Origin of the sequence: Streptomyces bluensis, assembly GCF_014650715.1 — a bacterium.
GTDB lineage: Bacteria > Actinomycetota > Actinomycetes > Streptomycetales > Streptomycetaceae > Streptomyces > Streptomyces bluensis.
In genome coordinates, this window is record NZ_BMVM01000001.1 from 909,527 (window position 1) to 930,187 (window position 20,661).

Sequence of the window (20,661 nt, forward strand, 5' to 3'; positions counted from 1 at the left end):
GTTTGTTACCGACTGGTAGGAAAAGTCAACTCCCGCGACGGGCTCGACAGCCCATTCGATCTTCGATCGGCACGCGCCCATGAGTGTTAGTTTGCGCAAGCGTCACCGAATCGGAACGGGTGGGGAGAAGCACATGGACACCACACAGCGGACGGATCAGGCACGGTCCGCCGACCGCCGGCGCGAGCTCCTTGAGGCCGCCGACAGAGTGGTGCTCCGCGACGGCCCCGGGGCCTCGATGAACGCCATCGCCGCCGAGGCGGGCATCACCAAGCCGATCCTGTACCGGCACTTCGGCGACAAGGGAGGGCTCTACGCCGCCCTCGCCAAGCGCCACACCGACGCACTCCTCGATTCGCTGCGGGCGGCACTGGACGCCCCGGCGGAGCGCCGTGAACGGGTCGAGCAGACACTCGACGCCTACCTGACCGCGATCGAGGCACGTCCGCAGGTGTACCGCTTTCTGATGCATCCGTCGGAGGGCGGTCAGCAGAGCGAGGGCTTCGACGTGGGCAAGCACTCCGCTCCTCTGCTGCGCCGCATGGGTGAGGAACTCGCCCAGGTCATCGGGGACCGACTCGACCTCGGCCCGGCAGGCGAGCAGCTCGCGCGGGTGTGGGGCCACGGCATCGTCGGCATGATGCACGCGGCCGGCGACTGGTGGCTGGGCGAACGCCCCTGCACACGGGCCGAGTTGGTACGCAGCCTGGCGGACCTGCTCTGGGGCCGCCTGGCGGCGGCGGGGGACAAGGTCGGCGGGCCCGGGTTCTGATCTCCGGCCCCCTCCGCGGGGAACCGCGCGTTCGCCACGGAAGCGGAGAACCGCGCGGTCTTCCGGGAGCGCGGTGCCGTGATCGGTGTGCGGCTGTCGCGGCGTGGGCGCGATCGGCCGCAACGGCCCCGCACCCGCCGAAGCGTCACCGCCCCCACGGTGCCCGCGCGGCCTGCCGCCCCGCCCTCCACCTCCGCCACCCCGTGAGCCGGTCCACATACACCCGGCCCTCCAAGTGATCGCACTCATGCTGCAGGCACCGTGCGAAGAAGCCGGTGCCCCGCACCCGCACCGGATCACCGTCCACGGTGAAACCCTCGACCACGGCCTCGTCGTACCGCTCGGTCCCCGCCTCAAGACCCGGCAGCGACAGACACCCCTCGGGCCCGCGCAGCACCACCCCGCCCGCCTCGACGAGCCGCGGATTGACCACGTGCCCGACATGCCGCGCCTCCTCGTCGTCCGGGCAGTCGTAGACGAACACCCGCGAGCGCTCGCCCACCTGATTCGCCGCCAGGCCCACACCCCGCGCCGCGTACATCGTGGCGAACATGTCCTCCACAAGACTTGCCAGTTCGGGTCCGAAATCCGTGACTTCTTCACACGGTGCGTGCAGAACGGGGTCCCCGAACAGGGTCATGGGCCGCACACGCCCTCGGGCGCCGGGGATAGAGCCGTTTCGCATGGCCGCAAGGGTACGGTCCTGCCTGTCACGCGGGTGCCGGGGTGGTGCCACGATTCGGGCGTGTGAGTGGATCTCGATAGGCTGAGGTCCACACCATGGTGCCGAGAGGCTCAGGCGAGGCGTGCTCGCAAGGAGGATCGAGAACTGATGGCAGGCAACTCGGACCCGCTCACGCCGCGGGCCAAGATCGCCGTGACCGCCGGCAAGGCGGTCGCGGCGGCATCGCGCGCGGCGGGTCGCGGAAGCGGGTCGGTGATCGGCGGCCGGGTGGCGCTCAAACTCGACCCGGACCTCCTCGCCCGGCTGGCCCAGAACCTGGATGTGATCCTCGTCTCGGCGACCAACGGCAAGACCACGACCACCCGCCTAATCGCGGAGGCCCTGCGCGCCGCGGGCCCGGTCGTGTCGAACGCGCTCGGCGCCAACATGCCCGCGGGCATCACCTCGGCCCTGGCCGGCAGCTCCGACGCCCGATACGGCGTCATCGAGGTGGACGAGAAGTATCTCGCCGGAGTGGCACGCGACACGGCCCCGAAGTGCATCGCGCTGCTGAACCTCTCCCGCGACCAGCTCGACCGCGCCGCCGAGACCCGCATGCTCGCCGAGAACTGGCGTGAGGGACTGGCCGGGTCGAAGGCGGTCGTGGTCGCCAACTGCGACGACCCGCTGGTGGTGTGGGCCGCGTCCTCCTCCCCGAACGTGATCTGGGTCGCCGCCGGCCAGATGTGGAAGGACGACGCCTGGTCCTGCCCGTCCTGCGGCGGTGTGATGCAGCGCCCCGGCGACGACTGGTACTGCGCCGAGTGCGGCTTCCGCCGCCCCACACCGAGCTGGGCGCTGTCCGGCGAACACGTCCTGGACCCGCACGGCTCCGCCTGGCCGATCCACCTCCAGCTGCCGGGCCGGGCGAACAAGGCCAACGCGGCCTCCTCGGCCGCCGTCGCCGCCGTCTTCGGCGTGCCGCCGCAGGTCGCCCTGGAGCGCATGTACCAGGTGCAGGCGGTGGCGGGCCGATACGACGTCGTGCAGTTCATGCAGCGCGACCTGCGGCTGCTGCTCGCCAAGAACCCGGCCGGCTGGCTGGAGACGTTCTCGCTGATCGACCCGCCGCCGGCCCCGGTGATCCTCTCGGTGAACGCGCGCGGCGCCGACGGCACCGACACCTCCTGGCTGTGGGACGTCGACTACACGCGGCTGACCGGGCACCCGATCTTCGTGATCGGCGACCGGAAGCTGGACCTCGCGGTGCGACTTGAGGTGGCGAACCAGCACTTCCAGGTCTGCGAGAACATCGACCAGGCCGTGCAGATGTGCCCGCCGGGCCGCATCGAGGTCATCGCGAACTACACCGCGTTCCAGGACCTGCGCCGCCACGTCGGCAACTGAGCACCCGACCACGAACGACTCAGAGGGGCACTGACTTCATGAGCGACAACAGCCTGCGGGTCGTCTGGGTCTACCCGGACCTGCTCAGCACGTACGGCGACCAGGGCAACGTCCTCGTAGTGGAGCGCCGGGCACGCCAGCGCGGGCTCGACGTGGCACGGCTCGACGTGCGCAGCGACCAGCCGATCCCGACCTCGGGTGACATCTACCTGATCGGCGGCGGCGAGGACCGTCCGCAGCGGCTCGCGGCCGAGCGGCTGCGGCGCGACGGCCACCTGTACCAGGCCGTGCAGAACGGGGCGATCGTCTTCTCGGTGTGCGCCGGCTACCAGATCCTCGGCCACGAGTTCATCAACGACCTCGGGCAGCGCGAGCCCGGCCTCGGCCTGCTCGACGTGACCTCGACGCGCGGCGAGGGCGAGCGCTGCGTCGGTGACGTGTTCGCCGACATCGACCCGCGCCTCGGCCTGCCGCCGCTGACCGGGTTCGAGAACCACCAGGGCGTCACGCACCTCGGCCCCACCGCCCGCCCCTTCGCACAGGTGAAGATCGGCAAGGGCAACGGCACCGGGGACGGCACGGAGGGCGCGTACAACGACACCGTCTTCGGCACCTACATGCACGGCCCCGTGCTCGCCCGCAACCCGCAGATCGCGGATCTGCTGCTGAAGCTGGCGCTCGACGTGAACGCGCTGCCGCCGACCGACGACCGCTGGTACGAGGCCCTGCGCAACGAGCGCATCGCGGCCGCGCAGCAGCCTGCGTGAGCCCGTACGGCGGCCCGTACGGCGGCCCGTCTGACCAGGGCACCGCTCAGGTGTGCGGGGGCGTCCAGCAGGCGGACGGCCGGTACGGGCCTGCCCCCTCCCGCCGGTAGGGTGGCCGCGATCCTGCCGGACAGGGTGGTCCGGTTCCCGGCCCACGTGGAGAAGGTGTTTCGGGCTATGCGCATTGGTGTCCTCACGTCGGGCGGCGACTGCCCCGGGCTGAACGCCGTCATCCGGTCCGTCGTACACCGTGCCGTCGTCGACCACGGCGACGAGGTCATCGGCTTCCGGGACGGCTGGAAGGGTCTCCTGGAGTGCGACTACCTCAAGCTCGACCTCGACGCGGTGAGCGGCATCCTCGCTCGCGGCGGCACGATCCTCGGCTCCTCCCGGGTCCGTCCCGAACACCTGCGTGACGGGGTGGAGCGGGCCAAGGGCCACGTCGAGGAACTCGGTCTCGACGCGATCATCCCGATCGGCGGCGAGGGCACTCTCAAGGCCGCCCGCCTGCTGTCCGACAACGGCCTGCCGATCGTCGGCGTGCCGAAGACCATCGACAACGACATCGCCGTCACGGACGTCACCTTCGGCTTCGACACCGCCGTGGGCGTGGCCACCGAGGCCCTGGACCGGCTGAAGACCACCGCCGAGTCCCACCAGCGTGTCCTCATCGTGGAGGTCATGGGCCGCCACACCGGCTGGATCGCGCTCCACTCCGGCATGGCGGCCGGCGCCCACGCCATCGTCGTCCCCGAACGACCCTTCGACATCGAGGAGTTGACGGCGAGGGTCGCCGAACGGTTCTCGGCGGGCAAGCGGTTCGCGATTGTCGTGGCCGCCGAGGGCGCCAAGCCGAAGGCGGGCTCCATGGAGTTCGACGAGGGCGGCAAGGACATCTACGGCCACGAGCGGTTCGCCGGGATCGCCCGGCAGCTCTCCGTCGAGCTGGAGCAGCGCCTCGGCAAGGAGGCACGGCCGGTGATCCTCGGGCACGTCCAGCGCGGGGGTACTCCGACGGCGTACGACCGGGTGCTGGCCACCCGGTTCGGATGGCATGCGGTGGAGGCCGTGCACCGGGGAGAGTTCGGGCGGATGACCGCGTTGCGGGGTACCGACATCGTGCTGGTGCCGTTGGCCGAGGCCGTGGAGACGTTGAAGACGGTGCCGGAGGAGCGGTACGCGGAGGCGGAGTGCGTGCTGTGAGGGTGCGCGGTCGGTAGCGCCGCCGGCGCCTCGCCCCAAGACTGCCCCCGGCGGCGTTCGCCGCCGGGGGCAGTTCTAGTCTGGTGCGGACAGACTGCGCTCAACCCCCACGAAACAGGAGCCGGCGGATGGATCACAGCGGGCACGGCATGGATCTCCTGCCCTTCACACTGGGGCGGGGACTCGGCTGGTCGGCGGACCCGTTCTTCCTCATCGGCTGCCTCGTGGCGCTGGCGCTGTACGGATGGGGGGTCGTCCGGCTGGTGCGGCGCGGGGACAAGTGGCCGCTGGGGCGGACGGTCGCGTTCGTCTTCGGGGTGCTGCTCGTGCTGCTGATGATGTGCACCAGGCTGAACGACTACGGGATGGTCATGTTCAGCGTGCACATGGTGCAGCACATGGTGATCAGCATGCTGGCGCCGATCCTGCTGTTGCTCGGCGCGCCGATCACTCTGGCGTTGCGGGCGCTGCCGGTCGCGGGGAAGGGGCGCACAGGGCCGCGCGAGGTGCTGCTGATGATGCTGCACAGCCGCTATCTGCGGATCGTGACGCACCCCGCGTTCACCATCCCCCTCTTCATCGCCAGCCTGTACGCGCTGTACTTCACGCCGCTGTTCGACTTCCTGATGGGCTCCAGGCCGGGGCACATCGCGATGATGGTGCACTTCCTCGCGGTCGGCCTGGTGTTCTTCTGGCCGATCATGGGCGTCGACCCCGGCCCGCACCGCCCCGGCTATCTGATGCGGATGCTGGAGCTCTTCGCGGGCATGCCGTTCCACGCGTTCTTCGGAATCGCGCTGATGATGGCGTCGGAGCCGATGGTCGAGACGTACGCGAACCCGCCGGCCTCGCTCGGCATCGACGCGCTCGCCGACCAGAACGCGGCGGGCGGTATCGCCTGGGCGTTCAGCGAGATCCCCTCCGTGCTCGTGCTGATCGCGCTGCTCTTCCAGTGGTACGGCTCCGAGCAGCGCCAGGCCAGGCGCGCGGACCGCGCCGCCGACCGCGACGGGGACAAGGAGTTGGAGGCGTACAACGCCTACCTGGCCTCACTCAACGCACGCGGCCGCTGAGCCCCGTTTCCCGTCGGCCGTCGGCCACCTGCCTCCTCAGGACTACGCGCGGGAGTGCCCGGAAAACGCCCTCGCATGACGCCGTAGGCGCTGTCGGGCCGCGGAACGGGCACCATGGAGGGAGACCAAGTCTGAGGAGGGTGTCGCGATGCCCGGTTCTACGAAGACGATGGGGGTGCTCACCATGGGTGGGCTCGTCGTGGTGACGGCCTACACGGTGGCCCTCGGCTCCAATGGCTGGCTGTGGTTCGGCTGGGTCGTCCTCGGCCTGATCACGCTCGCCATGGTGGCCTCGCAGACCGGCTGATCCCGCGGCATCCGGTCCGCGCACCGCGCATCACTCCCGGGGCAGCCGTCCCCCCGAGTGCACGCCCGGCTGGTACTTCGGCAGCCGGGCGGTGATCTTCATGCCCGCGCCCACCGCGGTCTCGATGACGAGGCCGTGGTCGTCGCCGTACACTTGGCGGAGCCGCTCGTCGACGTTGCACAGGCCGATGCCGCCGGAGGGGCTGCCCTCTCCGGCGAGGATGCGGCGCAGGAGCGCGGGGTCCATCCCGACGCCGTCGTCCTCGATCACGACGAGCGCCTCGGCGCCCGCGTCCTGGGCGGTGATGCTGATGTGGCTCTTGCCTCCGGCCGTCACCGCCTTGCCCTCCAGACCGTGCTTGACGGCGTTCTCCACGAGGGGCTGGAGGCAGAGGAAGGGCAGGGCGACCGGGAGGACCTCGGGGGCGATCTGGAGGGTGACCGAGAGACGCTCGCCGAAGCGGGCCCGTACGAGCGCCAAGTAGTGGTCGATGGCGTGGAGTTCGTCGGCGAGGGTGGTGAAGTCGCCGTGCCTGCGGAACGAGTAGCGGGTGAAGTCGGCGAACTCCAGGAGGAGTTCACGGGCGCGCTCGGGGTCGGTGCGGACGAACGAGGCGATCACCGCGAGCGAGTTGAAGATGAAGTGCGGGGAGATCTGGGCGCGCAGTGCCTTGATCTCGGCCTCGATCAGACGGGTGCGGGAGCGGTCGAGGTCGGCCAGTTCGAGCTGGACGGAGACCCAGCGGGCGACCTCCCCCGCCGCGCGGACGAGGACGGCGGACTCGCCGGGCGCGCAGGCGACGAGGGCGCCGTGGACGCGGTCGTCGACGGTGAGGGGAGCGACGACGGCCCAGCGCAGCGGGCAGTCGGGCTCGTCGCACTTCAGGCGGAACGCCTCGCCGCGCCCGGTCTCCAGGGGGCCGAGGAGCCGTTCCGTGATCTCGGCGCGGTGGTGCTCCCCCACGCCGTCCCAGGCGAGGACCGCCTGGTCGTCGGTGAGACAGAGCGCGTCCGTGCCGAGCAGGGTGCGCAGCCGGCGGGCGGACTTGCGGGCCGTCTCCTCGGTGAGTCCGGCGCGCAGCGGGGGCGCGGCGAGCGAGGCGGTGTGCAGGGTCTCGAAGGTGGCGTGCTCGACGGGTGTGCCGAGCCCGCCGAGGCTGCGCTGCCGGGCGGTGCGGCGGCCGAGCCAGAACCCGGCGGCCAGCATCGGGAGCACCGCCACGCACAGTCCGGCGAGGAATCCGGTGAGCTCACCCGTTCCCACGTGTTCTCACCCTCCTCCATGAGTCGGCGCCCGCCTCGATCTCCGTGGCCGCGCCGTGGGCCTGGCCACCGGCGAGCGCCTCCGGAAGGTGGAACCGTGCCAGGATCGCCGACGTCCCGGCCGGGACCTTCCCGGGCGTGGCCAGCGACACCAGCACCATCGTCAGGAACCCGAGGGGCACGGACCAGAGCGCGGGCCAGGCCAGCAGGGCGTGCAGGGGCCCGCCCCCGGGGTAGCCCGCCATGGTGGCCGCGACGGCGACGAGCGCCGATCCCCCGCCGACCAGCATCCCGGCGGCCGCGCCCGGCGGGGTGAGCCGGTGCCACCAGATGCCGAGCACGAGCAGCGGGCAGAACGACGAGGCGGACACGGCGAAGGCGAGGCCCACCGCGTCGGCCACCGGCAGGCCGCCCGCCAGCGCGCTGACCGCGAGCGGCACCACCATCGCCAGTCCCGTGGCGAACCGGAACTGCCGCACCCCGCGCGAGGGCAGCACGTCCTGGGTGAGCACACCCGCCACGGCCATGGTCAGCCCGGAGGCGGTGGACAGGAACGCCGCGAACGCCCCGCCCGCCACCAGCGCGCCCAGCAGGTCCCCGCCGAGCCCGCCGATCATGCGTTCGGGCAGGAGCAGCACGGCCGCGTCGGCGTCGCCGCTGAGGGTGAGTTCGGGGGCGTACAGGCGGCCCAGCGCACCGTAGAGGGGCGGCAGGAGGTAGAAGGCGCCGATCAGAGCGAGGACGACGACCGTGGTGCGGCGGGCGGCGACGCCGTGCGGGCTGGTGTAGAAGCGGACGACGACGTGGGGCAGGCCCATGGTGCCGAGGAAGGTGGCGAGGATCAGTCCGTACGTGGCGTACAGGGGGCGTTCCTCGCGGCCCGCGGCGAGCGAGGTCGACATGCCGCCGTTGCTGCCGCGGTCCGCCACGGGAACGGCGTCGCCCTCGGTGAAGGTCAGCCGGGTGCCGCGCTCGACGCGGTGGGTGCCGGCGGAGAGGGAGACGCGCTGGTCCTGGTAGCGGCGGCCGTCGATCGTGCCGGAGGCGGTGACGTCGAGCGGGCGGTCGAGCTTGAGGTCGAGGCTGTCGTCGACGCGGACGACCCGCTGCTCGCGGAACGTGGCGGGTTCGTCGAAGGCGTGGCGCGGGGCACCGTCGCCCTGCCAGGCGAGGACGAGGAAGAGGGCGGGGACGAGCAGCGCGGTGAGTTTGAGCCAGTACTGGAAGGCCTGCACGAAGGTGATGCTGCGCATACCGCCGGCGGCGACGGTCGCGACCACGACGGCCGCGACGATCACTCCGCCGAGCCAGTCGGGCGCATCGGTGAGCACGGCCAAGGTCAGTCCGGCGCCCTGGAGTTGGGGCAGCAGGTACAGCCAGCCGACGCCGACGACGAAGGCCCCCGCGAGCCGCCGTACGGCCGGTGAGGCGAGCCGGGCCTCGGCGAAGTCGGGCAGGGTGTACGCGCCGGAGCGGCGCAGCGGGGCCGCGACGAACAGCAGCAGCACGAGGTAGCCCGCGGTGTAGCCGACCGGGTACCAGAGCATGTCGGGGCCCTGGACGAGGACGAGGCCCGCGATGCCGAGGAAGGAGGCGGCGGACAGGTACTCGCCGCTGATCGCGGCCGCGTTGAGGCGGGGGCCGACGGTGCGGGAGGCGACGTAGAAGTCGGAGGTCGTCCGGGATATGCGCAGGCCGAACGCGCCGACGAGGATGGTCGCCACGACGACGAGGGCGACCGCGGGGACCACGTAGTTCTCGTTCACGGCCGGCCCTCAGCGGTCCTCGACGAGCCGTGCGAAGTCCCGCTCGTTGCGCTCGGCGCGGCGTACGTGCCAGCGGGCGAGGAGGACGAGCGGCGGGTAGATGCCGAAGCCGAGGACGGCCCATTCGAGGCCGGCGCTGTCGGGCATCGCCAGGAACACCAGCGGCATCGGCCCGACGAGCAGCACCAGCACCGTGAACACCGCGAGGGCGGTGCGGAGTTGGCTGCGCATGAGGGAGCGGACGTAGGTGTGTCCGAGGGTGGTCTGTTCGTCGATCTCGGTACGGGGCCGGTAGTAGCCGGAGCCGCGGCGGGTGCGCCGGGGCACTCCGGTGACGACGACGCGGCGTTCGGTCGGGTCCTGGGGCATGCCGTCCTCCTCAGCCCGTGGTCCGGCGCATCAGCAGGTCGCGCAGCTCGCGGGCGTGGCGGCGGCTGACCTGGAGCTCGACCTCACCGACGAGGACGCTCACGGTGCCCGCGTCGAGGCGGAGCTCGTCGACGTGGCGGAGGGCGACGAGGTGGCGTCGGTGGATGCGGACGAAACCGCGGGCCCGCCAGCGCTCCTCCAGTGTGGAGAGCGGGATGCGTACGAGGTGGCTGGCCTGGGCGGTGTGCAGCCGGGCGTAGTCGCCCTGGGCCTCGACATGGGTGATGTCGTCGACGGCCACGAAGCGGGTCACGCCGCCGAGCTCGACGGGTATGTGGTCGGGGTCGGGTTCGTGGACGGGTATCGGCGGGGTGGCGTCGAGGAGTTCGGCGGCGCGGCGGACGGCTTCGGCGAGCCGTTCCCGGCGGACGGGCTTGAGCACGTAGTCGACGGCCTTGAGGTCGAAGGCCTGGACGGCGAAGCCCTCGTGGGCGGTGACGAAGACGACGAGCGGCGGACGGGCGAAGCCGGTGAGCAGACGGGCCATGTCGAGGCCGTCGAGACCGGGCATGTGGATGTCGAGGAAGACGACGTCGATCGCGTCGGGCCCGTCGGGGCCGGACTCCAGTGCCCGGTTGATGCGGCGCAGTGCCTCGGTGGCGTCGCTCGCGCCTTCGGCACTGCTGACCCGGGGGTCGGCCCTGAGCAGGTAGAGCAGTTCCTCAAGGGACGGGTTCTCGTCATCGACGGCGAGCACACGCAGCATGAACGTGGAGTGTAGGAGTAATTCGTACCCCAGGACATGTGCCGGGCGTGGATGTCCCGGCTGGATAGGGTTCCGACCATGAACAGCAGGCCCGCGCCGTTCGACGAGCTCGACAGAAAGATCGTCACCGCCCTCATGGCGAACGCCAGGACCAGCTTCGCCGAGATCGGTGCGGCGATCGGTCTGTCGGCGACGGCGGTCAAGCGGCGTGTGGACCGGTTGCGGGAGACCGGGGTGATCACCGGGTTCTCGGCCACGGTGAAGCCGTCGGCGCTCGGGTGGCGCACGGAGGCGTACGTGGAGGTGTACTGCGAGGGCGCGGCGCCGCCCCGGCGGCTGGCGGAGGTCGTGCGCAACCATCCGGAGATCGTGGCCGCCATGACGGTGACGGGTGGCGCGGACGCGTTGCTGCATGTGCGGGCGCGGGATGTCGAGCACTTCGAGGAGGTGCTGGAGCGGATCCGGATCGAGCCGTTCATCCGGAAGACGATCAGCTACATGGTGCTGTCCCACCTCCTCCCGGAAAGCCCGGAAGCGGGTGCCAGCCAGCCGGCACCGGAAGGCATGTGAATAAACGCACCAGGCATGCGTTGTTCCCTCTTAGAACGCAGTGTTCCTGCACAGACACGCAATCTTCGGCACTTGTCGCCCATCTCCGCCGCTTCCTACCTTGGTATCACTCTCCACACCACACCGCAGGAAGCGGAGGAACCCCTCTGTGCCCGAAAGCCGTGTGCCGCGCCGGCGGCGCTTCCTCGTCTGCGAACCCAGACACTTCGCCGTGCAGTATGCGATCAATCCCTGGATGCACCCCGACAAGCCCGTCGACGTCGATCTCGCCCGCGGTCAGTGGGCGGAGCTGATCCGTGCCTACCGCGATCACGGCCACACCGTGGACACCGTGGAGCCCGTCGCGGACCTCCCCGACATGGTGTTCGCGGCCAACTCCGCGCTCGTCCTTGAGGGCCGTGTCTTCGGCTCCCTCTTCCACGCGCCCGAGCGGCGCCCCGAGTCCACCGTGTACGAGTCCTGGTTCCGGTCCGCGGGCTATGACGTGTACCGGGCCGGCTCGGTGTGCGAGGGCGAGGGCGACCTGATTCCGGCGGGCCGCTGGGTCCTGGCCGGCACCGGCTTCCGGACGACCCGTGAGGCGCACCACGAGGTGCAGGAGTTCTTCGGCGTCCCCGTGATCGGCCTGCGGCTGGTGGACCCGTACTTCTACCACCTGGACACCGCGCTTTTCGTCCTCGACGAGGGGTACGAAGCAAATATCGCCTACTATCCGGAGGCGTTCTCGCCGGGCAGCCGCAAGGTGCTGGCCCGGCTGTACCCGGACGCGGTACTCGCCACCCGTCAGGACGCGATGGCGTTCGGGCTGAACTCGGTGTCCGACGGCCGTCATGTCTTCATCGCCCCGCGCGCCAAGGAGCTGGCCGACCAGCTCGCGCGTCAGGGCTACGTTCCCGTCCCCGTCGATCTGTCGGAGTTCCACAAGGCCGGCGGCGGCATCAAGTGCTGCACTCAGGAGATCCGCTCATGAACGCTCCCGTCCGTACGCAGTCCTCCGCCGACGCCCTCGTGCAGCCCTCCGATCCCGCTCGCCGTTCGTCCGCCGAGCTGATCCGCGCCGAGGAGCCGGTCCTCGCGCACAACTACCACCCGCTGCCCGTGGTCGTCGCCCGCGCCGAGGGCACCTGGGTCGAGGACGTCGAGGGCCGCCGTTACCTGGACATGCTGGCGGGTTACTCGGCGCTGAACTTCGGCCACCGCCACCCGGCGCTGATCGAGGCCGCCCACCGTCAGCTCGACCGGCTGACCCTCACCTCGCGCGCCTTCCACAACGACCGGCTCGCCGAGTTCGCCGAGGGCGTGGCCGCGCTGACGGGCCTGGACATGGTGCTGCCGATGAACACGGGCGCCGAGGCCGTGGAGAGCGCCGTGAAGGTGGCCCGGAAGTGGGCGTACGACGTGAAGGGCGTCCCCGACGACCGGGCGACGATCGTGGTGGCGGCCGACAACTTCCACGGGCGTACGACGACGATCGTCAGCTTCTCGACGGACCCGACGGCCCGTACGGGCTTCGGCCCGTTCACGCCGGGCTTCCGCGTGGTCCCGTACAACGACCTGGCCGCGCTGGAGGCCGCCGTCGACGAGACGACCGCGGCCGTGCTGATCGAGCCCATCCAGGGCGAGGCGGGCGTGATCATCCCCGAGCAGGGTTATCTCGCCGGGGTCCGCGAACTGACCCGCCGCACCGGCTGCCTGTTCATCGCCGACGAGATCCAGTCGGGCCTGGGCCGCACCGGCCGCACCCTGGCCGTCGAGCACGAGGGGGTCCTGCCCGACCTCGTGCTGCTCGGCAAGGCGCTGGGCGGCGGCATCGTGCCCGTGTCGGCCGTGGTCGGGCGCCGGGACGTCCTCGGCGTTCTGCGTCCGGGCGAGCACGGGTCGACGTTCGGCGGCAACCCACTCGCCGCGGCGGTCGGTTCCGCGGTCGTCGAGCTGCTCGCAACGGGTGAGTTCCAGCGCCGGGCGGCGGAGCTGGGCACGGTCCTGACCGACGGTCTGACGGCTCTGCTGGGCAGGGGCGTCCTCGGGTTCCGGGCGCGCGGGCTGTGGGCGGGCGTCGACATCGACCCGGTGTTCGGTACGGGCCGCGGCATCAGCGAGCGCCTGATGGCCGAGGGTGTCCTCGTCAAGGACACGCACGGCTCTACGATCCGCCTCGCTCCGCCGCTCACCATCACCGCCGAGGAACTGCGCTCGGCGCTGGGTGCCCTGGAGAACGTTCTGGCGCGCGGGGCGTGAGAGCCGGGGTGAGGGGATCTCAGGCTCGCTGAGAGGTGCACGGTGACGTGCCCGCCCGCCACCGCGCCGCGCGGCGGCGGGCGGGCTCACTCGGCGGCCGGAGTGATGCGGCGGCCGGTGAGGCGCGTGGGCCGGATCGACACCCACATCTCGCGTTCACCGCCCGGCCAGGGCTCGGAGTGGGCGCGCTCGGCCAGCCGCCGGGTGGCGTCGGGCTCCGCGACGACCCGGGCGGGTCCGACGGCGAGCACGCTCCAGCCCTGGCTCATGGCCTCGTCGACGTGGTCGACCTCGAAGGCGACGTCCGTTCCCACGGCCGCCGCGGGCACGGAGCCGGGCGCCGTGCGAAAGGCGATGGCGTCATCGACGATCTCGTAGTTGACCGGGACGACCGCCGGGCCTTCGGGCGTGGACACCGCGATGCGTCCCACACCGTGTGTCGACAGCAGGGCGCGGCACTCGTCGAGGCCGAGGTCCCGCAGCTGCGGGTGCAGCAGCGCCTTCCCCTGGCCGGGCGGCAGATCGGCGCCGCCGCCCCGCAGGGCCGCGGGACTGACGCCCAGCGCGGCGGCCAGGTTGATGACCGTCGCCACGGTCGGGTCGGCCGGCCGTTCCTCCAGGTACGCCAGGTATTCCGGCGACATACGGGCGCGGCGGGCCGTCTCCTCCCGGCTCAGCTCCTGCCGCCGCCGCTCGGCGGCCACGCGTCGGCCGATGTCACCGGGGTTGGGGGCCTGCGGCTTCGGGGCGCTCCCGAGCCCCTGCTCGACAGGCCGGACGTGCGCGTCGGGCCCGGGGAAGACCAGCGTCACCTCCTCCGTGTCCGACCACCGCACGTCATAGGGAGGTGTTCCGTCCTCGTGGTGGAGTCCGACGATCTCACCGTCACGCCTGGTGGCGCCGGTGACCGGACTCTCGATCACGAGATGGTCGCCCAGATGAGCTCGCATGATCGCCGCCCCTTCCTCACAGGTGCTTGCCGCGCAGGTCCGCCGACCGGGGAGCCTCCACGGCAGACCGGGCCGGCCTGCCGTGGTCGGCGTCGGCGTCGGCGTCGGCGTCGGCGGTCCAGGGCGTCCTGCCCCGTCGCTAGCCGGAGATCTCGACGCGGTGCGGCTTGGCCTGCTCGGCCTTCGGGACACGCACGCTGAGAACTCCGTTGGTGAGTTCCGCGCTGATGTGCTCGGTGTCGGAGTTCGGCGGCAGACTCGTGCGGTAGTCGAACTCCCCGATGTGGCGGCTCTGCCTCCGGACCACGCCGGCGCGTTCCCTGGCCTCGATCTCGCCGTGGACGTCGAGTTCGCCCTCGCTGACCTCCACGGTGATCCGGTCCTTGTCCACCCCGGGAAGCTCCAGCTCCACGAGGTAGGCGTCCTCGGTCTCCTCGACGTCGGACAGCGGCGCCCACGTCTGGACCGCGCCCGGCTCGGCCGGGCCGCCGCCCGAGAAGGGGAAGGTGGAACGCATCAGCTGTTCCATCCGGGTCCGGAGATCCTCGATCTCACGGAAGGGGTCCCACACGGGGGACGCGCCCCTACCGCGACGTACAGGAAGCGTCATCGTCATTCTCCTTGCTTCTGGAGCGTGCGCGAGGCCGGCCGGGTCGCTTCACCCTCATCGGTCATGTGAGCCATCCGGCGACCGGGTGGGAACCGGGAGCTGTCGCACCCATGCCCTCGATGTCGCGCTCGGCGGCGTTCACCAGTTGCTGGGCGAGATGGTGCATGGCCCTGCCCGCCGCCAGTTCGTCACCGATCTCCGGCACATCCACGTCCGCCGGATTGCGGTGCGCGGCACCCTGGCCGGTGAGCACCGTGGTTCCGTTGTCGAGTACCACCTGTGCCTTCGTCGTTCCCTCGTCCTCGAAGAGGTACAGACGAACCTTCCATTCCACGGTATGCGGCATCGGCTCTCTCCTCATCTCCGTACGGAACGCTGCGATCCGTACACGGTTCGTTCCTGGCCCCGGAGCCGCACGGCGGTGGCCCGGGTCTCCGCCTCGATGCCGTGGCGGAGCCGGTCGGCGAGTGCGCTCAGCCGCGCGGAGAGCGTCGCGCGAGGGGCGACAGGCGCGCGGATCCGGCGGGCCGCCGGTGGCAACTCGGCCAGGTCGGCGGCGAGTCGTTCCCGGCACTCGTCGAGCGTGGGCCTCGTACGGGTGCGCTGCCCGCTCCGCATCACCGTCTCCAGCAACGGCCTGCCGTCGCCGGACGCGGGCTCGTCGGCGAGACCGATCACGTCGACGCACCCGGGACGGCGGAACACCTGCTTGGCGCCGGGTGCCGACGCCTTCGCCGAGGAGAGCTTCATCACCGGCCGGCCGTCGTACTCCACCATCTTGTAGGCGGAGTCCAGATAGGGTGCGTCGGCCGAGACCCCGACGCGGGTGCCGACCGCGTAGACGTCGACGGGCGCGCCGGAGCGCACCAGTTCGTCCACGCCGTGCTCGTCGAGGCCGCCGCTGGCGATGATGTGTACGTCCGGCAGGCCCGCGGCATCGAGGACGGCCCGGGACCGGACGGCCAGGGCTCCGAGGTCACCGCTGTCCAGCCGTACGGCGGAGCCGGGCCCGTGTTCCCCCAGGTCCCGCAGCACGCGCGCCGCGACGCGGACGCCGCACTCGGTGTCGTAGGTGTCCACCAGCAAGGTCACCGGACCGGGGTGGCAGCGTGCGAAGGCCCGGAACGCCTCTTCCTCTGTGGGGAACGCCTCCACGTAGGAGTGGGCCATCGTGCCGACGGCGGGGATGTCCAAGGCCGTGGCCGCGGCCACGTTGCTGGTTCCGGTGAAGCCGGCCATCGCGCCGAGGCGGGCGGCCTGGAACCCGGCCTGCGGGCCATGGGTGCGTCGCAGGGAGAAGTCCACGACGGGGTGTCCCGCTGCCGCGAGCACGCACCGCGCGGCCTTCGAGGCGATCGTCGTCTGATGGCTGAGCTGGTTGAGCACGTACGTTTCGACCAGCTGTGCCTGTGGGAGGGGCGCGGTCACCTCCAGCAGCGGCTCCCCGGCGAGGACGATCCGGCCCTCGGGCACCGCCCGCACCCGGCCGGTGAACTCCATGCCGAGCAGCGGCTCCAGATCCCGCGGCGGCCGGTGCAGCGCGGACGCGAACGCGTCGACGTCCTCCGGGCCGACCCGGAGACCGGACAGGTAGTCCAGCACCGACTCCAGCCCCGCGGCGACCAGAAAGCCCCGGTCACGGGGCAGCTCGCGCACGAAGAGGCTGAACGTCGCCGGGCCGGTCATCCCCTCCCTCAGATAGGACATGGCCATCGTCACTTCGTACAGATCGGTGGTCGCCGCATCGGACATCAGCGCCACCTCCTCGGCTCCCGTGCGTGTCCCGCGCCCGTCACTGCCGGAAGCGCGCGGACCACAGGGGCTCCACCAGGGCCCACTCGGCCTCCCACCGCGCGTACCTTCTCCGGTCCAGCGCATGGCGCATGCCTGCCCGCGCCGCCAGGAACCCGGCGACCATCCCGGCCGCCGCCGTACTGCCCGCGAACCAGCCCGTGGCCCTCGCGTTGTACGCGGTCATCGGCGGACCGGTGACGGTTCCGTGCCGGTCCAGCCAGACGCGGACGGTGGTGCCCCTGGGCGTTCCCGCCCTCACGAGAATGGTTCCGCTGCGTTCCTTGCCGTTCCTGTCGGTCCAGCGGATCCCCGCCTGTCGCGCACCGTCTGCGGCACCGCCCCCGGCATCCGACGTCAGTCGGGCTGTGACCTGGTGCCGTTGCGCGGTCTGGGCGTGCACGGTGCGCATCGAGGACTCGTATGCCGTCGCCCCCGCGCTGACCGAGGCCACGGGCAGTCCGAGGGTGAGGACGAGCAGCAGAAAGCGGAGGAACCAGGTCTCGATCCTGTCGGACGTGCGCCGCAGCGGGTTCGCGCCTCCCGGCGCCCGCTCCCGGTGCGGCGGATGCGGGCCGGACGCGTACGGCGGACCGTGTGCATTCATGAGCCGGCCTCCAGCGGGTCGCTGGTCCGTTCCCCCACCGTTTCTCCCTTCCACCATGGGACGGCGGCGGCCCCGCTCACAGGGGCCGAAGGTCCCTGATCGGCGGGTCTACCGTGGAGGAAGGACAACGTGTGCGATCCCAAGGTCACGCCATGGAGCCTGTGCAGCAGTCTCACCGGCCCAGGTTGCAGCTGCGCCTGGACGCCGAGCTGGACCAGGTCAGCCGGCAGATCCACGCTGTCGCACGCGCCCAGACCCGCCTGCAGAGGCTGCTGGAGGCGGTGCTGGCCATCAGCGGGGAGCTGGAGCTGCCGGTGGTGCTGCACCGGATCGTCACCACGGCGATGGACCTGGTCGGCGCCCGCTACGGTGCCCTGGGCGTGCTGGACGAGCAGCGCGAGTGCCTGGCACAGCTCATCACCGCCGGACTCACCGAACAGGAACGGGCCGACCTGGCGGGCGTCGGGCTGCCCCGGGGCCGGGGTCTGCTCGGCCGTCTGATCCACGACCCGGAGCCGCTGCGCGTCGCCGACGTGTCCGCCCACCCCCCTCGCCGCCCGGCTTCCCGCCCGGCCACCCGCGCATGCGCAGCCTGCTGGGCGTGGCGATCACCATGCGCGGCGAGATCTACGGCGACCTGTACCTGGCCGACCGGCGCGACGGGCAGCCGTTCGACGCCGACGACGAGAGCCTGGTGCTGGCCCTGGCCGGTGCCGCCGGCGTCGCCATCGGCAACGCCCGCCTGTTCGACCAGGTCCGCTCCGGCGCCGAACAGTTCCAGCGCCTGCTCCTGCCGCGCCTTTCCGATCTCCGGCCCTTCACGGCAGCCGCCGTCTACCGGCCGGCGAGCGCCCCCGGCCGGCTCGGCGGGGACTGGTACGACGCCGTCCTGCTGCCCGACGACGCCTGTGCGGCCGTCATCGGCGATGTCGTGGGCCACGATCTGTACGCGGCTGCCGCCATGGCCCAGATCCGCAGCATGCTGCGCGCCCTGCTGTACGACCGGCGCACCCCGCCCAGCGCGGTCCTCAGCCAACTGGACCGCACGCTGCACGCGATCACCGACAACCCGGTCACGACCGCCTGCCTGGCCCGTATCGAACCCACCGAGGGGCGCTGGACGCTGCACTGGAGCAGTGCGGGCCACCTGCCGCCCTTGCTGGTCACCCCGGACCTCCGTGCCAGGTACCTCTACGCCGACCCCGGGGTGCCGCTCGGCGTGGACACCGACCAGCCCCGCCCCGACCACAGCTGCCCCCTGTGTCCCGGCGCCACCGTGATCTTCTTCACCGACGGACTGATCGAGCACCCCCGCCGCTCCCTCGACACCGGGCTGGACACCCTGGCCCGCGTCGCCGCGGCCCACGCCGGTCTGTCCCCGGGCGAGTTGTGCCAGGCCCTGGTCGACCACCACCCCGGCGACGGCCACGACGACATGGCCGTGCTGGCCCTGCGCACCCCGCCGCGCAGGCCCCCGTCGAGTGGTCAGGGCGGTTCGAACGGGAGGAGGCTGGAGGGAGGACCGGCGGATGGGAGGACACCATGAAGGTCGGCGTGCTGACCGGCGGCGGTGACTGCCCCGGTCTCAATGCCGTGATCCGCAGCGTCGTCCGCAAAGGCGTCCAGGAGTACGCCTTCGAGTTCGTCGGCCTGCGGGACGGCTGGCTCGGCGCGCTCCAGGGCAACGTCGTGCCGCTGGACATCCCCAGCGTGCGCGGAATCCTGCCCCGCGGTGGAACCATCCTCGGCTCCTCCCGTACCAACCCCTTCAAGCACGAGGACGGGCTGCGACGCGTGCAGGACACCCTGGCCGCCCACGACGTGGACGCGCTCGTCGTGATCGGCGGCGAGGACACGCTGGGGGTGGCAGCCGAGCTGAGCCGTCGGGGGATCAAGCTGGTCGGTGTGCCGAAGACCATCGACAACGACGTCTCCGGCACCGACTTCACCTTCGGCTTCGACACCGCCGTAGGGATCGCGACCGAGGCCATCGACCGCCTCCACACCACCGCGGAGTCCCATATGCGCACTCTGGTGGTGGAGGTGATGGGGCGGCACTCCGGATGGATCGCGCTGCACGCCGGGGTCGCGGGCGGCGCCAACGTGATCCTCATCCCGGAGCGGCCCTTCGACATCGATCAGGTCTGTGACTGGGTGACGAGCAGATTCAAGATCAACTACGCGCCGATCGTCGTGGTCGCCGAGGGGGCGGTCCCCAAGGAGGGGCAGATGGTCCTCAAGGACCGGACGCTGGACGAGTTCGGCCATGTGCGGCTGTCGGGCATCGGCGAATGGCTGGCGCGGGAGATCTCGGAACGCACCGGCACGGATGCCCGCACCACGGTCTTGGGTCACATCCAGCGCGGTGGCACGCCGAGCGCCTTCGACCGGTGGCTGGCCACGCGTTTCGGGCTGCACGCCATCGACGCGGTCAAGGACGGCGCCTTCGGTGTGATGGTCGCCCTGCAGCGCACGCGGATCGTCCGCGTGCCCCTCGCCGATGTCACGACACAGACCAAGGTGGTCGATCCCTCGCTGTACGACGAGTTCGGGGTGTTCTTCGGCTGACCGTGGCCCGGCGCTCGCCAGACCTCACCGGACCCGCCGGTCCGCCCTCAGCCGGCGTGCGGTACGACCGCCACCGGGCAGCGGGCGTGGTGCAGTACGGCGTGGGTGACCGGGCCGAGCCGGCCCTCGGCCGCCCGCGGATCGGTATGGCGGCCCACGACGAGCAGGTCCGCGCTCCGGGACGCGTTCAAGAGCGCTTCCGCGGGGTGGAGCAGCATGACATCGGTGCGGACCGTCACCCGCGGGTACTTCTCCTGCCAGGCGCGCAGGGCGTCGGCGAGTCGCAGCACCTCCTGGTCCTCCCAGGTGGCGCGGTCCTCCTCGGTCACCACCAGGGTCCGCGGAGACACGGACTCGGCAGGCAGGGCCCACGCCTGGACCACCCGCAGGTGGGCTCGGCGTGCCTCGGCCGCCGAGAACGCGAAGTCGGCCACCTCACCGACCGGGCGATGCGCGTCGAACCCCAGCACGACCTCGGCAGCAGCACGTGCCGTGTGCCTGCCTTCCCCCGAGGCGCCCGGAGGACGCTGGGGCACCAGCACGACGGGGCACGGGGCCGCCGCCACCACCCGCAGGGCCACCGAGCCGACCGCGAGACCGGCGAACCCGCCCGTCCCCCGTGTGCCGACGACGAGGAGCCGAGCGGCACGTGCCGCGGCGAGGAGCGCCGGGGCCGGGGCGTCGTCGGCCTGTTCGCCTCGTACGTCGAGGTCCGGGTAGCGGGCGCCGATCTCGGCGACCGCCCGCTGGAGCATCCGCTCCCCCATGTGACGCAATCTGTCCATGGCCTGGACCGGCACCGCGGTGTCCGGAAGCGGCGGGGAGGCATGGACCAGGCGCAGCGGGACACCACGCAGCGCGGCCTCCCGGGCCGCCCAGTGCGCTGCCGCCGAACTCGGCGGAGACCCGTCGACGCCCACCAGCACGGGGTGACTCATCACGTCCTCCTTCGAACCGCCCCGACGAGTACC

The 20,661-nt window shown here is 71.6% G+C and carries 23 protein-coding genes and 1 pseudogene; 12 read left to right on the forward strand and 12 right to left on the reverse strand.

Going from position 1 to position 20,661, the window contains the following annotated elements:
- Positions 1–133: 133 nt before the first annotated feature.
- A complete protein-coding gene (locus IE262_RS04135; protein WP_134031062.1) occupies positions 134–772 on the forward strand; it encodes a TetR/AcrR family transcriptional regulator in 639 nt (212 codons plus the stop codon).
- 145 nt (positions 773–917) lie between these two features.
- Here the strand turns inward: IE262_RS04135 and def are convergent, their stop codons facing one another.
- The gene (gene def, locus IE262_RS04140) at positions 918–1,457 is read right to left on the reverse strand and encodes a peptide deformylase (protein WP_134031065.1); all 540 of its coding nucleotides are present in this window, start codon (positions 1,455–1,457) and stop codon (positions 918–920) included.
- 147 nt (positions 1,458–1,604) lie between these two features.
- Between def and IE262_RS04145 the strand changes: the two genes are divergently transcribed.
- The 5 genes from IE262_RS04145 (at position 1,605) to IE262_RS04165 (ending at position 6,193) form a co-directional block, all read left to right on the forward strand.
- Positions 1,605–2,843, forward strand: a complete 1,239-nt coding sequence (locus tag IE262_RS04145) for a MurT ligase domain-containing protein (RefSeq protein WP_134031068.1) — start codon at positions 1,605–1,607, stop codon at positions 2,841–2,843.
- 38 nt (positions 2,844–2,881) lie between these two features.
- Positions 2,882–3,610 carry a type 1 glutamine amidotransferase gene (locus IE262_RS04150; RefSeq protein ID WP_134031071.1) on the forward strand — a complete coding sequence of 243 codons (729 nt, stop codon included), beginning with the start codon at positions 2,882–2,884 and terminating at the stop codon, positions 3,608–3,610.
- A 177-nt stretch (positions 3,611–3,787) separates the two neighbouring features.
- A complete protein-coding gene (locus tag IE262_RS04155) occupies positions 3,788–4,813 on the forward strand; it encodes a 6-phosphofructokinase (protein ID WP_131561904.1) in 1,026 nt (341 codons plus the stop codon).
- A 128-nt stretch (positions 4,814–4,941) separates the two neighbouring features.
- Positions 4,942–5,886: a cytochrome c oxidase assembly protein gene (locus IE262_RS04160; RefSeq protein ID WP_189871308.1), complete on the forward strand. Its 945-nt coding sequence runs from the start codon at positions 4,942–4,944 to the stop codon at positions 5,884–5,886.
- A gap of 148 nt (positions 5,887–6,034) precedes the next feature.
- Positions 6,035–6,193, forward strand: a complete 159-nt coding sequence (locus IE262_RS04165) for a hypothetical protein (RefSeq protein ID WP_189871310.1) — start codon at positions 6,035–6,037, stop codon at positions 6,191–6,193.
- A gap of 30 nt (positions 6,194–6,223) precedes the next feature.
- Here the strand turns inward: IE262_RS04165 and IE262_RS04170 are convergent, their stop codons facing one another.
- Genes IE262_RS04170 through IE262_RS04185 form a run of 4 tightly spaced genes read right to left on the reverse strand, consistent with a single transcriptional unit; the run spans position 6,224 to position 10,356 of the window.
- Positions 6,224–7,399 carry a sensor histidine kinase gene (locus IE262_RS04170; protein ID WP_189871654.1) on the reverse strand — a complete coding sequence of 392 codons (1,176 nt, stop codon included), beginning with the start codon at positions 7,397–7,399 and terminating at the stop codon, positions 6,224–6,226.
- Positions 7,400–7,442: 43 nt separating this feature from the next.
- Positions 7,443–9,221, reverse strand: coding sequence for a sodium/solute symporter (locus IE262_RS04175; protein ID WP_189871312.1), 1,779 nt, complete (start codon positions 9,219–9,221; stop codon positions 7,443–7,445).
- A gap of 9 nt (positions 9,222–9,230) precedes the next feature.
- The gene (locus tag IE262_RS04180) at positions 9,231–9,590 is read right to left on the reverse strand and encodes a hypothetical protein (RefSeq protein WP_189871314.1); all 360 of its coding nucleotides are present in this window, start codon (positions 9,588–9,590) and stop codon (positions 9,231–9,233) included.
- Between the two features lie 10 nt (positions 9,591–9,600).
- Complete coding sequence (locus IE262_RS04185) at positions 9,601–10,356, reverse strand: LytR/AlgR family response regulator transcription factor (protein ID WP_134031086.1); 756 nt, start codon at positions 10,354–10,356, stop codon at positions 9,601–9,603.
- Positions 10,357–10,434: 78 nt separating this feature from the next.
- Here IE262_RS04185 and IE262_RS04190 point away from each other — a divergent pair, with 78 nt between their 5' ends.
- The 3 genes from IE262_RS04190 to rocD all read left to right on the forward strand — a co-directional run bounded on the left by IE262_RS04190 (position 10,435) and on the right by rocD (position 13,164).
- Positions 10,435–10,926, forward strand: coding sequence for an Lrp/AsnC family transcriptional regulator (locus IE262_RS04190; protein WP_189871316.1), 492 nt, complete (start codon positions 10,435–10,437; stop codon positions 10,924–10,926).
- A 148-nt stretch (positions 10,927–11,074) separates the two neighbouring features.
- Positions 11,075–11,896 carry a dimethylargininase gene (gene ddaH, locus IE262_RS04195; RefSeq protein ID WP_189871318.1) on the forward strand — a complete coding sequence of 274 codons (822 nt, stop codon included), beginning with the start codon at positions 11,075–11,077 and terminating at the stop codon, positions 11,894–11,896.
- Complete coding sequence (gene rocD, locus IE262_RS04200; RefSeq protein ID WP_189871320.1) at positions 11,893–13,164, forward strand: ornithine--oxo-acid transaminase; 1,272 nt, start codon at positions 11,893–11,895, stop codon at positions 13,162–13,164. The genes ddaH and rocD overlap by 4 nt, the downstream gene beginning before the upstream one ends.
- 86 nt (positions 13,165–13,250) lie before the next feature.
- On the opposite strand, the gene IE262_RS04205 is transcribed toward rocD, so the two are convergent.
- The 6 genes from IE262_RS04205 to IE262_RS40485 all read right to left on the reverse strand — a co-directional run bounded on the left by IE262_RS04205 (position 13,251) and on the right by IE262_RS40485 (position 17,667).
- On the reverse strand, positions 13,251–14,114 hold the full coding sequence (locus IE262_RS04205) for a pyridoxamine 5'-phosphate oxidase family protein (RefSeq protein WP_134031095.1): 864 nt from the start codon (positions 14,112–14,114) through the stop codon (positions 13,251–13,253).
- Positions 14,115–14,253: 139 nt separating this feature from the next.
- Positions 14,254–14,724, reverse strand: coding sequence for an Hsp20/alpha crystallin family protein (locus IE262_RS04210; protein ID WP_134031098.1), 471 nt, complete (start codon positions 14,722–14,724; stop codon positions 14,254–14,256).
- A gap of 61 nt (positions 14,725–14,785) precedes the next feature.
- On the reverse strand, positions 14,786–15,070 hold the full coding sequence (locus IE262_RS04215; RefSeq protein WP_134031101.1) for a DUF1876 domain-containing protein: 285 nt from the start codon (positions 15,068–15,070) through the stop codon (positions 14,786–14,788).
- A gap of 11 nt (positions 15,071–15,081) precedes the next feature.
- Complete coding sequence (locus IE262_RS04220) at positions 15,082–16,476, reverse strand: nicotinate phosphoribosyltransferase (RefSeq protein WP_189871322.1); 1,395 nt, start codon at positions 16,474–16,476, stop codon at positions 15,082–15,084.
- Positions 16,477–16,516: 40 nt separating this feature from the next.
- A complete protein-coding gene (locus IE262_RS04225; RefSeq protein WP_189871324.1) occupies positions 16,517–17,122 on the reverse strand; it encodes an Rv1733c family protein in 606 nt (201 codons plus the stop codon).
- A complete protein-coding gene (locus tag IE262_RS40485) occupies positions 17,119–17,667 on the reverse strand; it encodes a hypothetical protein (protein ID WP_373304976.1) in 549 nt (182 codons plus the stop codon). The genes IE262_RS04225 and IE262_RS40485 overlap by 4 nt, the downstream gene beginning before the upstream one ends.
- Between IE262_RS40485 and IE262_RS40490 the strand changes: the two are divergent.
- The 3 genes and pseudogenes from IE262_RS40490 to IE262_RS04235 all read left to right on the forward strand — a co-directional run.
- Positions 17,667–17,792, forward strand: a pseudogene (locus IE262_RS40490) (hypothetical protein); the annotation flags it as partial. The gene IE262_RS40485 and the pseudogene IE262_RS40490 overlap by 1 nt on opposite strands.
- A 24-nt stretch (positions 17,793–17,816) precedes the next feature.
- Positions 17,817–18,668, forward strand: a complete 852-nt coding sequence (locus IE262_RS40495) for a PP2C family protein-serine/threonine phosphatase (RefSeq protein ID WP_373304975.1) — start codon at positions 17,817–17,819, stop codon at positions 18,666–18,668.
- Positions 18,665–19,690: a 6-phosphofructokinase gene (locus tag IE262_RS04235; protein WP_134031113.1), complete on the forward strand. Its 1,026-nt coding sequence runs from the start codon at positions 18,665–18,667 to the stop codon at positions 19,688–19,690. Before IE262_RS40495 ends, IE262_RS04235 begins: the two co-directional genes overlap by 4 nt.
- A 47-nt stretch (positions 19,691–19,737) precedes the next feature.
- Here the strand turns inward: IE262_RS04235 and IE262_RS04240 are convergent, their stop codons facing one another.
- Positions 19,738–20,628 (reverse strand): universal stress protein, encoded by an 891-nt coding sequence (locus tag IE262_RS04240; RefSeq protein ID WP_189871326.1) that lies wholly within the window; start codon positions 20,626–20,628, stop codon positions 19,738–19,740.
- Positions 20,629–20,661 lie beyond the last annotated feature (33 nt).

What these genes read in the sequence shown, in the direction of transcription:
- IE262_RS04135 (WP_134031062.1), top strand. Translation starts at nt 134, where the DNA reads ATGGACACCACACAGCGGACGGATCAGGCACGGTCCGCCGACCGCCGG.
- def (WP_134031065.1), bottom strand. Translation starts at nt 1,457, where the DNA reads ATGCGAAACGGCTCTATCCCCGGCGCCCGAGGGCGTGTGCGGCCCATG.
- IE262_RS04145 (WP_134031068.1), top strand. Translation starts at nt 1,605, where the DNA reads ATGGCAGGCAACTCGGACCCGCTCACGCCGCGGGCCAAGATCGCCGTG.
- IE262_RS04150 (WP_134031071.1), top strand. Translation starts at nt 2,882, where the DNA reads ATGAGCGACAACAGCCTGCGGGTCGTCTGGGTCTACCCGGACCTGCTC.
- IE262_RS04155 (WP_131561904.1), top strand. Translation starts at nt 3,788, where the DNA reads ATGCGCATTGGTGTCCTCACGTCGGGCGGCGACTGCCCCGGGCTGAAC.
- IE262_RS04160 (WP_189871308.1), top strand. Translation starts at nt 4,942, where the DNA reads ATGGATCACAGCGGGCACGGCATGGATCTCCTGCCCTTCACACTGGGG.
- IE262_RS04165 (WP_189871310.1), top strand. Translation starts at nt 6,035, where the DNA reads ATGCCCGGTTCTACGAAGACGATGGGGGTGCTCACCATGGGTGGGCTC.
- IE262_RS04170 (WP_189871654.1), bottom strand. Translation starts at nt 7,399, where the DNA reads ATGCTGGCCGCCGGGTTCTGGCTCGGCCGCCGCACCGCCCGGCAGCGC.
- IE262_RS04180 (WP_189871314.1), bottom strand. Translation starts at nt 9,590, where the DNA reads ATGCCCCAGGACCCGACCGAACGCCGCGTCGTCGTCACCGGAGTGCCC.
- IE262_RS04185 (WP_134031086.1), bottom strand. Translation starts at nt 10,356, where the DNA reads ATGCTGCGTGTGCTCGCCGTCGATGACGAGAACCCGTCCCTTGAGGAA.
- IE262_RS04190 (WP_189871316.1), top strand. Translation starts at nt 10,435, where the DNA reads ATGAACAGCAGGCCCGCGCCGTTCGACGAGCTCGACAGAAAGATCGTC.
- rocD (WP_189871320.1), top strand. Translation starts at nt 11,893, where the DNA reads ATGAACGCTCCCGTCCGTACGCAGTCCTCCGCCGACGCCCTCGTGCAG.
- IE262_RS04205 (WP_134031095.1), bottom strand. Translation starts at nt 14,114, where the DNA reads ATGCGAGCTCATCTGGGCGACCATCTCGTGATCGAGAGTCCGGTCACC.
- IE262_RS04210 (WP_134031098.1), bottom strand. Translation starts at nt 14,724, where the DNA reads ATGACGCTTCCTGTACGTCGCGGTAGGGGCGCGTCCCCCGTGTGGGAC.
- IE262_RS04215 (WP_134031101.1), bottom strand. Translation starts at nt 15,070, where the DNA reads ATGCCGCATACCGTGGAATGGAAGGTTCGTCTGTACCTCTTCGAGGAC.
- IE262_RS04220 (WP_189871322.1), bottom strand. Translation starts at nt 16,476, where the DNA reads ATGTCCGATGCGGCGACCACCGATCTGTACGAAGTGACGATGGCCATG.
- IE262_RS04225 (WP_189871324.1), bottom strand. Translation starts at nt 17,122, where the DNA reads ATGAATGCACACGGTCCGCCGTACGCGTCCGGCCCGCATCCGCCGCAC.
- IE262_RS04235 (WP_134031113.1), top strand. Translation starts at nt 18,665, where the DNA reads ATGAAGGTCGGCGTGCTGACCGGCGGCGGTGACTGCCCCGGTCTCAAT.
- IE262_RS04240 (WP_189871326.1), bottom strand. Translation starts at nt 20,628, where the DNA reads ATGAGTCACCCCGTGCTGGTGGGCGTCGACGGGTCTCCGCCGAGTTCG.